This window comes from Pseudomonas sp. Z2-11 (genome assembly GCF_054161305.1).
Genome location: NZ_CP096395.1, coordinates 3,586,626 through 3,599,071, shown reverse-complemented (window position 1 = coordinate 3,599,071; position 12,446 = coordinate 3,586,626). Strand labels below are relative to the sequence as shown.

Sequence of the window (12,446 nt, the reverse complement as noted above, 5' to 3'; positions counted from 1 at the left end):
GAGCGTCCTGCTCCTTTTGTATTTTTATTGGCAGTTGTTCGGCGATTAGAAAAAGTCGCTCTGGATGAAGCCGAAATCCATCAGTTCCGCGTCCTTGACCGGATTAAAACCGTCCAGCTTGTTGCGCGCTGTCAGAGGTTGCGGAGGGCTGCGCAAGGCGTTGGTCTTGTCATAGCCGGGGCCGACGATGGCGAAGACAATGCCGTTCCAGCCTTTTACGAATTCGTCATGGGCGTAGCGTTTGTGACCAAGCACCGGGTCGGCGATATATACCCATCGCTTGTCCGCCCGCTGCAATACCACGAAGTGCTTGTAGCCGCGAATTTCCATCAGGACCACGACCGGGATCGTCACCGCGGCGAGTTTTTCCGGTGGTATCCGATAGCCGCGGGCGCGCATGCCGATGGTTTCCACGTAGCGCTTCATGTCCAGCATGGAGAAACCCTGGGTGCGGACCAGATCCTGGTCGGCATTGACCAGCATGCCCTTGATGACATGCTCTTCGTCGACGTCCAGCCAATAGGCCTGGCGCAACACAGTGGCCAGCGCCGCGGCGCCACAACTGAAATCGGTCTTCTGCTCGACGATGTCGCTGAACTTGCGCTCGCGTACGCTTTGCACGGGTTTGTAGACCAGCATGCCGCCAGGCAGGGCGGCGACCGGCATCTGCGCGGCTTCGGTCAAGCCGGCAAGCAAAACCAACAGGCAAAGGGCAGTCGCACGCATGGTCGATACGCCTAGTGATACCCGGGGAAAAGCCCCTGTGGGAGCGAGCCTGCTCGCGATAGCAGTGTGTCAGGCAACACCAAGGTCACTGATCCAATGCCTTCGCGAGCAGGGCTCGCTCCCACGGGGGTACTTTTTTACATGCAAGCCTTGCAGCCGGCAGCAATCGACAGCGAGTTGCTTTGCTGGTTGCCCACGCCCGCCGACACGTTGGCGCCGCCGTTACCGGAGAAGCCGTTCATGGAGTTGGTCATGGTGGCGTTGTTGTAGACCGGGTTTTTCCAACCGTCGCGAGTCAGCACCTGTTGGGTATTGCTGCCGGCCAGTTCGAAAGTGCCCACGGCGGAGAACTTGAACTTGTCGTCATCGTGACCACCACCGTAGCCGCCCTTGTTGCCCCAGCCGCCGTCATCCTCGACGGTACCGGTGCCTTTGGCCTTGAAGGTGCCGGAAGCCTCGGAGGTGCTGGTGAGGGTGTCGGTCTTGTAGGTCCGCACGCCTTTGTTGTCGACGACAAGGCCGGTGGAGGACTGGTCGGCCGCGGCGGAAGCCTGGGCGACGCGGCCGCCCGATACGGCGATGGCCAGGTTGTTTTTCTGCTGGTTGAAGTTGCCGGCGGTCACGTTGATGCCGATGTTGCCGGAGCCGTTGTTGCCCGCGCTGGTGAGCGAGGCGTTGTTCTGCGTCGAGTTGTTCTTCACATAGTTGTTGTTATTGACTTGTGTGGCGCTGGACGCTGCGACAGCCGAACCGAAGATGAAGCTTTCGTCGGCGGTGGCCAGGGCGGCGGCATTGTCTTGCTGGTTGCCGTCGCCGGCGGCGATGTTGGCGCCCATGTTGCCGTTGCTGCCGTTGAGCGAATCAGTGGCTTCAGCGGTGTTGCGGGTGGCCTGGTTGGTCACCACGTTGCCATCGCTGTTCTGCTCGTCCAGCACCGTGGCCCCTGCGCCGGCGCTGATGGAAAGCAACTGATCCAGCGTTGGCCCTTGAGGGCCGTGGTTGCCATGACCGTTGCCGTGGCCGTTACCGTTTCCGCCGGCCTGCGCAGCCATTGCCATGACAGCGGCGAGAGCGAAAACCAATGGTTTGAGCGCCATTGTAGGTTTCATGGTGTTTCTCCTTGCGTGTCGTTGGTTAAGTGTCGGTACGTTCTTATCCACTGCGCCGGGTCAGTCTGCGACCCGGATGCTCAGGGTGTTGGCCATGCGGTTCCCCACCCCGGCACTCTGGTTCACCTGGATCACCCCTCGGCTGCCGGTGAAGGCCTGGTCGCTGATGGCGACCTGGCGACTGCCGGTTGGGGTGTCAGTTGCTCCCGAGTTCGGTACCAGCGCCACGTTCTGTTGGGAAAGGGCACTGTCGTCCATGCTCTGCGGGTGGGCACTGATGCCCACTCGCATGACATTGGCCATCTGGTTGTTGGCCCCGGCGGACTGGTTGACGCCCAGCACGCCGTTGCCGTTGGTGAAAGAATTGCCGCCGATACGCGCGCTCGCGTTCATCGCCGGGTTGGCCGGCGTATCGAGGCGCTGGTGCACGACGGTGCTTGCGTGGGCATCGGTGCCGATGGCGATGGCACGGGTGTTGGTCTGCTGGGTCTGGTCGCCAGCCGCCTGGTTGACGTTGAAATTACCGGTGTAGCGACCGCCGGAATTTTCCAGGTCGGCCTGGTTGACCACCGCCACGCCCGGGGCGGCGAGCACGGTGGAGCTGCCGAGCAGGGCAACCATGAGCCAGGTTGGATTCATCTCACTGGCCTCCCGCCAACCGACCCAGAGGGGCCAGGCCGGAACTCAGCGAGCGGTTGATGGTGCCCGAGATGGCGCCACCGCTGCCGCCACCGTGGCCGGCACTCATGCCCGGCATCCCGTTGGGGTTTGTCACGACATTGACGCCCTGCACGCCGGTGTTCGCAGTGATGGTGTTGCGGATTGTCGAGCCGCTGGCGACACCGGCAAATTCGCCGTCGCTGAGCTCGGTACTGGCGGTCGCCTGGTTGATCCGGACGGACGGATTGGCATTGACGGTGGTCGGGTAGGGGTCTTTGCCGCCATTTCGACCGAAATGAACCGGTTGCACGTCACGGTCGAGTACGATGACACCGTTACCCTCGGCCTGGGCCGGCAGGCTGAGCGTCGTCGCACCGACGGCGCAGCCGATCAACAACAGACAGGTCAGATTTCTGTTGGAAGTCCCCATGACATCGATTCCTTCTTCGCTGGACGCTGGCCCTAGTCAGCGCTGCGAAGGGAAGAGCAGGTGTTGTGCCGTGTTTGGAAAAGACTTCGGATTCAATGGCTTGTGAGAAGGGCGCAGATCCGTTGGCGGGACCTGTTTCATCGCTGAGACAGGCTCGCGGCCCGCAACGGCCCGCCGCTGCCGCTGGGCTCTGGATCCAGGCGTTCGGGGGGCGGTGTATCAGTGACTTTACAGTCAGGGTCGCAACGGATCGGAGTGGCTTTGAATCCGGGCTCGGCGCATCAATGATGTTTCAACGATGAAACAACCTCAGGCCTGGAGGAGCCGCGCAACGGCCGCGAACGCTTGCTCGCGCCGTTGCTCCCAGTCGCCTTCAATCAACAGGAACGGTTGTTGGTGGCGAACCAGCCAGTCCCTGATGGTCTCGAAAAACCTCACCCGTTCTGCCAGCTCCGGCTGGCAGCGCAAACCGTCTCCGACCCATTCGACCTGCTCGGGGCTGAGCAGCAGATGCAAATCGTAATGGCGCGCCAGCAAGGCGGGTTCGAGCCAATCCGGGCAACCACCGAACAGGGTCTGGCTCCAGAGGATATTGCTCAACAGATGGGTATCGAGGATCAGCAGCGCCGGCTGCCGGGCGCGTGCCGCGTCTTCCCAGGCGAGTTGCCCGGTGGCGATATCTGTGATGTCGGCCAGGCAGGTATCACGCTGGGTTTGCTCCATGAAGTGGCGCACGTATTCGTCCACCCGCAAACCACCGAAATGCGTCTGCAGTTGCCCGGCCAGCCAGCTCTTGCCGCTGGATTCCGGGCCGGTCAGTACGACTACTTTCATGTGCGCAGGGCCGGGTCAGCGCGCCATTCCCGCCAGCCTTGCACCGCCAGCAGGGTGAACAGCGCGTAGAGCACGGCGGTCAGGTACAGGCCCTTGTAGACGAACAGGCCGACGAAAATCACATCCAGGACGATCCACAGCGGCCAGCACTGCACGCGCTTTTGCGCCATCCACCACTGGGCCACCAGGCTGAAACCGGTCAGCGCCGCGTCGAGCCAGGGTTGGGCGGCGTCGGTCCAATGCGCCATGGCCGTCCCGAGCATCAGGCTGCCCGTCGCACCGAGGGCGAGGCTGAGCAGCACTGACGGGGTACCCAGATACGTCACCTGCCGACCATGGTGATTGTGTCCGGCGCGGGTCCACTGCCACCAGCCATACAGTTGCAGGACGGCGTAGACCATCTGCAAGAGCATGTCGGAGTACAACTTCACGTCGAAGAAGAACCAACTGTACAGCAGCACCATGACCAGGCCGATCGGCCAGCACCAGGGATTCTGCTTGACGGTCAACCAGACAGCGATCACGCCGAGGGCTGCGGCAAACAGTTCAAGCCCGGACATGGCGGTTCCTTGGGGAAGACGAAGAGGGCGGGGATTGTAAACGTTATGGCGGGCGGAGCTCCAATCCTGGTGCTGGCTGTGCTACCGCATTCGCGAGCAGGCTCGCTCCCACAGGGGATTTGCGGTGGGCACTAAATCCAGGGCCAACACAAAAACCAATGTGGGAGCGAGCCTGCTCGCGAAGGCGGCGGGTCAGCTTGCATCAGTGCTGAATGTGCTATTGCATTCGCGAGCAGGCTCGCTCCCACAGGGAGTTTTGTGGTGGGCACCAAATCTGGGGCCAACACAAAACCACTGTGGGACCACCAGCCTCAGACTCGAAACTGCTTGAGCAGGCCGTTCAGTTGTTCGCTCAGGCCTTTGAGGCGGGCGCTTGCCACGCTGGACTGTTCCGCGGCCATGGCGGTGCTGTGGGACAGGCCGGCGGCCTGGGTGACGTTCTGGTTGATGTCTTCCACCACATGCGCCTGTTGCAGGGTGGCGCTGGCGATGGAGGCGTTCAGGCTGTTGAGATTGCGCAGGGCCTGGCCGATGGCATTGAGGCTGGCGCCGGCCAGTCCGGCCTGCTCGATGGTCAGCTGCGAGGCACGGCTGCTGTCGCTGATGACTTTCACCGCGGCTTCGGAATGATTTTGCAGGCGTTCGATCATCGCCTGGATTTCAGCGGTGGACTTCTGGGTGCGCTGGGCCAGCAAGCGCACTTCATCAGCCACAACGGCAAAACCGCGACCTTGCTCGCCGGCGCGGGCGGCTTCAATGGCGGCGTTGAGCGCCAGCAGGTTGGTCTGCTCGGCAATCGAGCGGATCACTTCCAGCACGCTGCCGATCTGGGTGCTTTCGCTGGCCAGGGTGCGGATCACTTCCACGGCCTGGTCGATGGTCTGGGAGAGCCGGTCGATCTGCTGCAGGCTGCCGTCGATGTTCACCTGGCCCTGCTGGGCCTGGGATTCGGCGTCGCGCATTTCGCTGGCGGCGTGTTCGGCATTCTTCGCCACATCCTGCACGCCATAAGTCACTTCGTTGATGGCGGTCGCCACCAGCTCCATCTGTTGCGATTGCTGCTGGCTGCGCTGCTGGGCCTGGGCGGCGTCGTTGCCCAGGTCGCTGGACGATTGCCCCAACTCGCTGGCTGAGACCTGCAACTGACCCACCACCTGGCGCAGCTTGGCGGTGAAGGCATTGAAGTGCCTGGCCAATTGCGTGACTTCGTCCTGGCCATGGGTATCGAGGGTGCGAGTCAGGTCGCTCTCGCCGCTGGCGATGTTGGCCATGGCATTGACTGTCTCCTGCAAGGGCCGGACGATGCTGCGTACGATCAGGGTCAACAGCAGGCCCATGAACAAGGTGATCGCCAAGCCGATCAAGGAAGCCTTGATCAACTGGGACTGGAATTCCGCCTGTACATCATCCACGTACACGCCCGAACCGATGATCCAACCCCAAGGCTCGAACAGCTTCACATAGGACGTTTTCCCCACCGGTGCCTCGGCGCCCGGCTTGGGCCAAAGGTAATCGACCATGCCGGCGCCCTTGGCCTTGGCGATGGCGACCATTTCGTTGAACAGGGCAAAACCGTTCGGATCGCGGATGGCCGAAAGATTCTGCCCTTCAAGTTTCGGGTTGGTCGGGTGCATGACCATGACCGGCGCCAGGTCATTGATCCAGAAGTAGTCATTGTGGTCATAACGCAGGCCGCGCACCGCGCTGAGCGCCTGCTTCTGCGCCGCCTCGCGCGTCAGGGTGCCGGCGGTCTCCAGGCCATGGTAATAGCTCAGTACGCCGCTGGCGGTCTGCACTACATGTTGGGTTTTCTGCACCTTGGCCTGATACAGGTCGATGTGGATCTGCTTTAGCATGAACGCGCCCAGCGTGAACAACATCACGATGGCCACGACCAGGATGAGCCACAGGCGTCGGCTGATCGATACACTGCGCAAGCTATTCATACGCTGTCACTCCGGTTTTTATTCTTGTCATTAACGACGGCGGCACTTTAACGCTCGACGTCTACGCGCGATTGACCTGGGTCATAACGCGGCAGCGTTATCAGGGCTTGTCTGATAGGATTTCGGCCCCGCAGCGCAAAACCTGAGTCGCTTCTGATTTTTCATTGGTTTTTTTTGCAAGGTCGCGGTTATCGTGCAGCCGCTGCGTGCACCTGCGTAACATTTGAATAGCGACAAGGCCTGAAACGACAGGCTTTTTTGGGGGATGAATGGATTTGTGGACGGCCTTTTCGGCATTGATTCTTGGCGTGGTAGAAGGGCTGACGGAGTTCCTGCCGATTTCCAGTACGGGGCACCAGATCGTCGTCGCCGACTTGCTCGAATTCGGTGGGGAACGCTCGATGGCGTTCAACATCATCATCCAGCTCGGTGCGATCCTGGCGGTGGTCTGGGAGTTTCGGCGCAAGATCTTCGACGTGGTGCTGGGCCTGCCGACCCAGCCCGGCGCTCGCCACTTCACCGCCAATCTGCTGATCGCGTTTTTTCCTGCGGTGATACTGGGCGTACTGCTGGCCGACTGGATCCACCATTACCTGTTCAACCCGATCACGGTCGCCACGGCACTGGTATTGGGTGGTCTGGTGATGCTCTGGGCCGAGAGGCGCCAGCACACGGTGCACGCCGAAACCGTGGATGACATGACCTGGAAGGATGCGCTGAAAGTCGGCCTGGCCCAGTGCATCGCGATGATTCCCGGCACCTCTCGCTCCGGCGCAACCATCATTGGCGGCCTGCTGTTCGGCCTGTCGCGCAAGACCGCCACCGAATTCTCGTTCTTCCTGGCCATGCCAACCATGGTCGGCGCGGCGGTCTACTCGGGTTATAAATACCGCGAGCTGTTTGTCCCGGCGGATTTCCCGGTGTTTGCCATCGGTTTCATCACCGCGTTCATCTTCGCCATGATCGCGGTCAAGGGCCTGCTGCGCTTCATCGCCAGCCACAGTTATGCGGTGTTCGCCTGGTACCGGATTGCGTTCGGCCTGTTGATCCTGGCGACCTGGCAATTCGGCTGGGTCGACTGGACGGCTGCCCAGCCTTGAACGAATCGGCCAGGCGAGTCGCACGTAACACCGGCGGGGCGGTGCAGAACCTGCGCCTCAAGTTGACGGTATTTGCGATTCTTTGCGCGTTGCCGCTTTTTGGCTCGCTGCTGCTCGGATTGCGGGGCGAGTCGTGGGTGCCCATAACGGCTTACGGAGTCGTCAGTGCCGTGGCGTTCCTGCTTTACTGGAGCGACAAGCGCAAGGCACGCGCCGATGCCTGGCGCACGCCGGAGAACGTTCTGCACGCGGTCGAACTCGCCGGTGGCTGGCCGGGCGCATTGCTGGCCCAGCAGGTGTTTCGCCACAAGACCCGCAAAGTGTCGTTTCAAGTGGTGTTCTGGTTCATCGTGGTGTTGCACCAGGGATTCTGGGTCGACCAGTTGTTCCTGGGCGGCCATCTGTTGGCGTTGTTCTGATCGGTATGCGTTCCCTGTGGGAGCGAGCTTGCTCGCGATGACGCCGGTACATCCAACATCTTCACTGGCTGTGGCACCGCTATCGCGAGCAAGCTCGCTCCCACATTGGTATGCAGCGGCTGCAACCCGGCTGAGCCGCTACAGCAACAACCCAACCTGCGTGCGCTTGGGCAACTTGCTGACCACCAACTGATGGGAACGTCGCAACAAACTGCGCAGCTCCTCATCGCCCAGCGGGTAGGGCACTTGCATGATGACCCATTGGGCCCTGGCCAGGTACGGCGCCGGATGAATGCCGGGGCGGTCGCAATGGCCGAGAAACAGGTCCTTGTCGACCTTGAACGCCAACGAATTCCCCCGCAGGTTCTGCAAGGCGAACATCTTGTTGCCGGCGATCGAGAATACCCGCACGCCGCCCCATTTATAGTCTTCCCGGGCGCCCGGCAAGCCCAGGCAGAATTGCGCGACGTCCTCTTCGCTCAAGCTCATATCGTCCTGTCTCCACATTGTGCAAAAGCTTCCACCAGATGATCGATCCACGCGCGCACCGCCGGCAGCATGCCGCGCCGGTGAGGATAGACCGCCTGGAGCCAGCCATCCGGTGATGACCATCCAGGCAATAGCTCCACCAGTCGACCGTCGCGCAGTTCTTCTTCGCAATACATGCTCGGCAACAGGGTAAACCCCAGCCCCGTCAGGGTGCAGGCGCGCCGCACGATAAAGTCGTCGATGCCCAGGCGCGCCTCCAGGGCCAGCTCGACGCTTTGCCCTGCGGTACTGAGCAAGCGCACATGCACCAGACGGTCCGCCTCCAGCGCTCCCAGCACCGGCAATTGCCTGAGGTCGTCCGGAGTCTCGATCTGCCGCCCTTCAATGAGCACCGGGCTGGCAACCAGGGTCAGGCGGGCCTGGCGCAAGCGCCGGGTCATCAGCAGCGGGTCTTCGTCGCCCAGGTCACGGACGCGCAACGCCACGTCGATGCCCTCGCTGATCAGATCCACGCGCCGGTTGAGCAGGATCATTTCCAACTGCACCTGGGGGTATTTCGCCAGGAAGCTTTCGATGATCAGCGGCAGGAACTGGTGCGCCAGGCCCACCGGGCTCGACACCCGCAAACGCCCACGGGGCTCGCTGGACATGCTCGCCACCGCTTCGTCGGCCATCTCCGCTTCCAGCAACATGGCCTGGCAATGACGCAGGTAACGTTCACCCACGGCGGTCAGCTTCAACTGGCGGGTGGTGCGTTGCAGGAGTCGGGCGTCAAGGCGCTCTTCGAGCTCGGCGATTCGCCGTGACAAGCGTGACTTGGGGATGCCCAGCAAGCGCCCGGCGGCCGCGAAGCCACCGGCTTCAACCACCTTGGCAAAGTAATACAGGTCATTAAGGTCTTGCATGTCGAATCGATTGTCCTGTCAGTGGAACGAACCATCACATTCTTGCAGACTTATCTCGGATTGGCTTCATCGATAGGATTGTTCTCAATTGATCGCCTGGTTGCGATCCTCACTTGGAGAGCATTCACATGAAACTGTTGCACATCGATTCGAGCATCCTCGGCGACAACTCCGCTTCGCGCCAACTGAGCCGTGAACTGGTGCAAGCCTGGAAAGCCGCCGAGCCAGCTATCAACGTCACCTATCGTGACCTGGCCGCTGACGCCATCAGCCACTTTTCCGCGCAAACCCTGGTCGCTGCCGGCACCAGCGCCGAATTGCGCGATGCCGCTCAACAACACGAAGCTGACCTCAGCGCGTCGACCCTGGCCGAGTTCCTCGCCGCCGACGCGGTGGTGATCGCAGCACCGATGTACAACTTCAGCATCCCGACCCAACTCAAAGCCTGGATCGACCGTATCGCCGTGGCCGGCCAGACCTTCCGCTACACCGAAGCCGGCCCGGAAGGCCTGTGTGGAGACAAGAAGCTGGTCATCGTTTCCACCTCGGGCGGCCTGCACGCCGGTCAACCGAGCAGCGTGGGGCATGAACAATACCTGAGGTTGATGTTCGGTTTCCTCGGCATCACCGACATCGAATTTGTTCGCGCCGAAGGCCTGGCTTACGGTGACGACATGCGCACCAAGGCCATCAGCGAGGCCAAGCTGCAGATCAGCCAGCAGTTTGCCGCTGCGTAAGGCTTGCATCGAGGCATCAAGCTCTACGGGCAACCTCCGGAAAACCCTGTATTCTCGTCGTCATCGGATGGCTGGGGTGCAGGGTTTTCCTGCGTTTGGCGCTGGGAAACATGGCGCAGGTCGTGCATGGCCGGAGCGGCGAGCGACGTGGCTCCTGGTGGGTGGGTGAAGGTGGACTATTCGATGATGCGTCTTGGTGCGCTGCTGCTGTTTTGCTGGGTGAGCGGTCTCGGTTCGGTGCAGGCCGCGCCGGCGCCACATCCGCATTGGAGCGCGGGCTTTCATGAGCTGGATTTTCCTGATCCGCTGGACCACCAGCCGATGCATGCCATCGCGTTTTACCCCTCCACCGCGAAGGAGCAATCCAGTCTGTTGGGCGGCTACCAGATCGATGCGGCGGCGGATGCACAGATCGCCATCGGGCGGTTTCCGCTGCTGATGCTGTCCCACGGCAATACCGGTACGCCGCTGGCCCTGCATGATCTGGCCACGTCGCTGGCCCGCAAGGGCTTCGTCGTGGTGGCGGTGATTCATCCCGGCGATAACGCCCAGGATCACAGCCGGCTCGGTACGCTGAGTAACTTGTACGGGCGGCCGATCCAGATCTCCGAAGCCATCACCGCGACGCTGAACGACCCGATGCTGGCGCCCTTCGTCAACGCCGGGCAGGTGGGGGTGATCGGCTATTCGGCCGGTGGCGAAACCGCGCTGATCCTGTCTGGCGCCACGCCGGACCTCAATCGCCTGCGCCGTTATTGCCAGGAGCGACCGGATGACCGTGACGCCTGTAATACCCAGGGTGAGCTGATTGCCGACCGCGATGACCTGTATCCGGTGGCCGATCCCAGGGTCCGCGCGCTGTTGCTGATGGCGCCGTTGAGTTTGAAGTTCGGTCGGCACACGCTGGCCGATGTCCATGTGCCGGTGCTGCTCTACAGCGGCGACGGCGACAAACTGGTGGCTTTCGACAAGAACGCCGCGGCCCTGGCGCGCAAGCTGCCTACCGCGCCGGATTTCAAGACGTTGGCCGGGGCCGGGCACTTTGTTTTCATGGCGCCCTGCACGGACGAGCAGATCGCGGCGATGCCGGCGCTGTGTACCGATGCCGACGGCGTTGATCGCAAGGACATCCACCGCACGATGATCACCGAAGCCAGTCGCTTCTTCAGCCAGGCACTGGGAAAGCCGACCCGTGCGGGCCTGCGGACTGCCGATCAGTGATGCGGGCTTTCGGCTCGCCGACGCAACACGAGCGTCAGGCCCAGGCCGATGATCGACAGTAAGGCGGCGAAGAAAAATATCGACGAGTAGCCCAGGTTCAATGCCACCGCGCCCATCAACGGTCCGGCAATCGCCAGTGCCAGGTCAAAGAACACCGCATAGGCACTCAAGCCGGCGCCGCGGCTGCTGTTGGGCACCTGCTTGATGGCCTCCACGCCCAGCGCCGGGTACACCAGGGACAACCCGAAGCCCGCCAGCCCCGCGCCGACCAAGGCGAATGCGGTGGTAGGCGCCAGCCACAGCAGCACCAGGCCCAGGGTCTCGATGCTCATGCAGACAATGGCCGAGTTGAAGCCACCGAAACGGGCAATGCTGGAGATGAACAGCAACCGTGACAGGATGAAGCAGATGCCGAAAACGGTCAGGCACCAGGCGGCGCCGGTCCAGCCTCGGCTGAGGTAGAACAGGGTGATGAAGGTGGTCAGGGTGCCATAGCCGATCGAGGCCAGGCACAGGCTTGTCCCGAACGGTGCAATGCGTCCGAACACGGCCCGGAAGGGCAGGCGCTCGCCGCGAACGACCGGCACCGAGGGTTTGTTGCGAATCAGCAGCAATGCGCCGCCGGCCAATAACGACAAGGCGATGCCCAGGCTGGCGAAGCCCAGGCCGCCGACCATGACCACGCCCAGCGGTGCGCCGATGGCGATGGCGCCATAGGAAGCGATGCCGTTCCAGGAGATCGAACGGGCGGTGTGCTCCACGCCGACCTGTCCCATGCACCAACTGATGGTGCCGACCCCGATCAGGCCTTGGGCGACCCCGAGCAGCAAGCGCCCGGCAATCAGGATCAACAGGCTGGGCAACGGAAAGCTTTGCAGCAGCGTCGACAACAGCGTGAGCGCGCCACTGAGCAGGATGCCCACCAGGCCGTAGACGATCGCCCGCTTGGTGCCGACATTGTCCGACAGTCGCCCGGCCATGGGCCGGCTGAGCAAGGTCGCCAGATACTGCGAGCCAATGGTCAGCCCGGCCACCACCGCGCTGAAGCCCAGTTGCTCATGGACATACCCAGGCAACACGGCAATCGGCAGGCCGATGCAGAGGAAGGCGATGAAGGTATAAAAAACGATGGAGACGATCTGCAAGGTGATCGACAGGGAACTGGAAGCGGGCTGGGGCGTTGGCATGGCGGCTCGTTCGCGGGCAGCGGTAAGAGTGCTTCATCATGGCGCGTACGGGGGAGAAAAGGAAGCAGGCTAACGGTTTTCGTGTGTTGTGGTTCCCGTGGCGAGGGAGCTTGCTCCCGCTGG

The 12,446-nt window shown here is 62.1% G+C and carries 14 protein-coding genes; 4 read left to right on the top strand and 10 right to left on the bottom strand.

The features are described 5' to 3' along the window. Nucleotides 1-45: 45 nt before the first annotated feature. The 7 genes from M1E16_RS15885 to M1E16_RS15855 all read right to left on the bottom strand — a co-directional run bounded on the left by M1E16_RS15885 (nt 46) and on the right by M1E16_RS15855 (nt 6,265). Nucleotides 46-726, bottom strand: coding sequence for a C39 family peptidase (locus tag M1E16_RS15885; protein WP_434600967.1), 681 nt, complete (start codon nt 724-726; stop codon nt 46-48). Nucleotides 727-863: 137 nt separating this feature from the next. After that, nucleotides 864-1,835 (bottom strand): heme utilization protein, encoded by a 972-nt coding sequence (locus M1E16_RS15880; protein ID WP_305500678.1) that lies wholly within the window; start codon nt 1,833-1,835, stop codon nt 864-866. Nucleotides 1,836-1,895: 60 nt separating this feature from the next. Next, nucleotides 1,896-2,474 carry an adhesin gene (locus M1E16_RS15875; RefSeq protein ID WP_458127835.1) on the bottom strand — a complete coding sequence of 193 codons (579 nt, stop codon included), beginning with the start codon at nt 2,472-2,474 and terminating at the stop codon, nt 1,896-1,898. 1 nt (nt 2,475) lies between these two features. After that, the gene (locus tag M1E16_RS15870; RefSeq protein ID WP_434630588.1) at nt 2,476-2,925 is read right to left on the bottom strand and encodes a hypothetical protein; all 450 of its coding nucleotides are present in this window, start codon (nt 2,923-2,925) and stop codon (nt 2,476-2,478) included. A gap of 309 nt (nt 2,926-3,234) precedes the next feature. Then, complete coding sequence (locus M1E16_RS15865; RefSeq protein ID WP_458127834.1) at nt 3,235-3,759, bottom strand: AAA family ATPase; 525 nt, start codon at nt 3,757-3,759, stop codon at nt 3,235-3,237. After that, entirely contained in the window at nt 3,756-4,319 is a 564-nt protein-coding gene (gene pnuC / locus M1E16_RS15860; RefSeq protein ID WP_458127833.1) for a nicotinamide riboside transporter PnuC, read from the bottom strand. Before pnuC ends, M1E16_RS15865 begins: the two co-directional genes overlap by 4 nt. A gap of 311 nt (nt 4,320-4,630) precedes the next feature. After that, nucleotides 4,631-6,265: a methyl-accepting chemotaxis protein gene (locus M1E16_RS15855; RefSeq protein WP_434630597.1), complete on the bottom strand. Its 1,635-nt coding sequence runs from the start codon at nt 6,263-6,265 to the stop codon at nt 4,631-4,633. A 269-nt stretch (nt 6,266-6,534) separates the two neighbouring features. Between M1E16_RS15855 and M1E16_RS15850 the strand changes: the two genes are divergently transcribed. Beyond that, nucleotides 6,535-7,365, top strand: a complete 831-nt coding sequence (locus M1E16_RS15850; RefSeq protein ID WP_458127832.1) for an undecaprenyl-diphosphate phosphatase — start codon at nt 6,535-6,537, stop codon at nt 7,363-7,365. Then, nucleotides 7,362-7,784 (top strand): DUF1294 domain-containing protein, encoded by a 423-nt coding sequence (locus M1E16_RS15845; protein WP_458127831.1) that lies wholly within the window; start codon nt 7,362-7,364, stop codon nt 7,782-7,784. Before M1E16_RS15850 ends, M1E16_RS15845 begins: the two co-directional genes overlap by 4 nt. Before the next feature lie 138 nt (nt 7,785-7,922). On the opposite strand, the gene M1E16_RS15840 is transcribed toward M1E16_RS15845, so the two are convergent. Together M1E16_RS15840 and M1E16_RS15835 are read right to left on the bottom strand one after the other, a co-directional pair. After that, nucleotides 7,923-8,273: an MmcQ/YjbR family DNA-binding protein gene (locus M1E16_RS15840; RefSeq protein ID WP_458127830.1), complete on the bottom strand. Its 351-nt coding sequence runs from the start codon at nt 8,271-8,273 to the stop codon at nt 7,923-7,925. Continuing rightward, nucleotides 8,270-9,178 carry a LysR substrate-binding domain-containing protein gene (locus tag M1E16_RS15835; RefSeq protein ID WP_458127829.1) on the bottom strand — a complete coding sequence of 303 codons (909 nt, stop codon included), beginning with the start codon at nt 9,176-9,178 and terminating at the stop codon, nt 8,270-8,272. The genes M1E16_RS15840 and M1E16_RS15835 overlap by 4 nt, the downstream gene beginning before the upstream one ends. 128 nt (nt 9,179-9,306) lie before the next feature. Between M1E16_RS15835 and M1E16_RS15830 the strand changes: the two genes are divergently transcribed. Next, nucleotides 9,307-9,915 (top strand): FMN-dependent NADH-azoreductase, encoded by a 609-nt coding sequence (locus M1E16_RS15830; protein WP_305500692.1) that lies wholly within the window; start codon nt 9,307-9,309, stop codon nt 9,913-9,915. A 183-nt stretch (nt 9,916-10,098) separates the two neighbouring features. Further along, nucleotides 10,099-11,136: an alpha/beta hydrolase family protein gene (locus M1E16_RS15825; RefSeq protein ID WP_434573861.1), complete on the top strand. Its 1,038-nt coding sequence runs from the start codon at nt 10,099-10,101 to the stop codon at nt 11,134-11,136. Here the strand turns inward: M1E16_RS15825 and M1E16_RS15820 are convergent. Beyond that, a complete protein-coding gene (locus M1E16_RS15820) occupies nt 11,130-12,323 on the bottom strand; it encodes an MFS transporter (RefSeq protein WP_458127828.1) in 1,194 nt (397 codons plus the stop codon). The two genes, M1E16_RS15825 and M1E16_RS15820, sit on opposite strands and share 7 nt — an antisense overlap. Nucleotides 12,324-12,446 lie beyond the last annotated feature (123 nt).

Excerpts from the sequence above, each read along its gene's own strand:
- M1E16_RS15820 (WP_458127828.1), bottom strand. The coding sequence starts at position 12,323 with ATGCCAACGCCCCAGCCCGCTTCCAGTTCCCTGTCGATCACCTTGCAG.
- M1E16_RS15885 (WP_434600967.1), bottom strand. The coding sequence starts at position 726 with ATGCGTGCGACTGCCCTTTGCCTGTTGGTTTTGCTTGCCGGCTTGACC.
- M1E16_RS15850 (WP_458127832.1), top strand. The coding sequence starts at position 6,535 with ATGGATTTGTGGACGGCCTTTTCGGCATTGATTCTTGGCGTGGTAGAA.
- M1E16_RS15855 (WP_434630597.1), bottom strand. The coding sequence starts at position 6,265 with ATGAATAGCTTGCGCAGTGTATCGATCAGCCGACGCCTGTGGCTCATC.
- pnuC (WP_458127833.1), bottom strand. The coding sequence starts at position 4,319 with ATGTCCGGGCTTGAACTGTTTGCCGCAGCCCTCGGCGTGATCGCTGTC.
- M1E16_RS15870 (WP_434630588.1), bottom strand. The coding sequence starts at position 2,925 with ATGGGGACTTCCAACAGAAATCTGACCTGTCTGTTGTTGATCGGCTGC.
- M1E16_RS15830 (WP_305500692.1), top strand. The coding sequence starts at position 9,307 with ATGAAACTGTTGCACATCGATTCGAGCATCCTCGGCGACAACTCCGCT.
- M1E16_RS15835 (WP_458127829.1), bottom strand. The coding sequence starts at position 9,178 with ATGCAAGACCTTAATGACCTGTATTACTTTGCCAAGGTGGTTGAAGCC.
- M1E16_RS15840 (WP_458127830.1), bottom strand. The coding sequence starts at position 8,273 with ATGAGCTTGAGCGAAGAGGACGTCGCGCAATTCTGCCTGGGCTTGCCG.
- M1E16_RS15865 (WP_458127834.1), bottom strand. The coding sequence starts at position 3,759 with ATGAAAGTAGTCGTACTGACCGGCCCGGAATCCAGCGGCAAGAGCTGG.
- M1E16_RS15880 (WP_305500678.1), bottom strand. The coding sequence starts at position 1,835 with ATGAAACCTACAATGGCGCTCAAACCATTGGTTTTCGCTCTCGCCGCT.
- M1E16_RS15875 (WP_458127835.1), bottom strand. The coding sequence starts at position 2,474 with ATGAATCCAACCTGGCTCATGGTTGCCCTGCTCGGCAGCTCCACCGTG.
- M1E16_RS15825 (WP_434573861.1), top strand. The coding sequence starts at position 10,099 with ATGATGCGTCTTGGTGCGCTGCTGCTGTTTTGCTGGGTGAGCGGTCTC.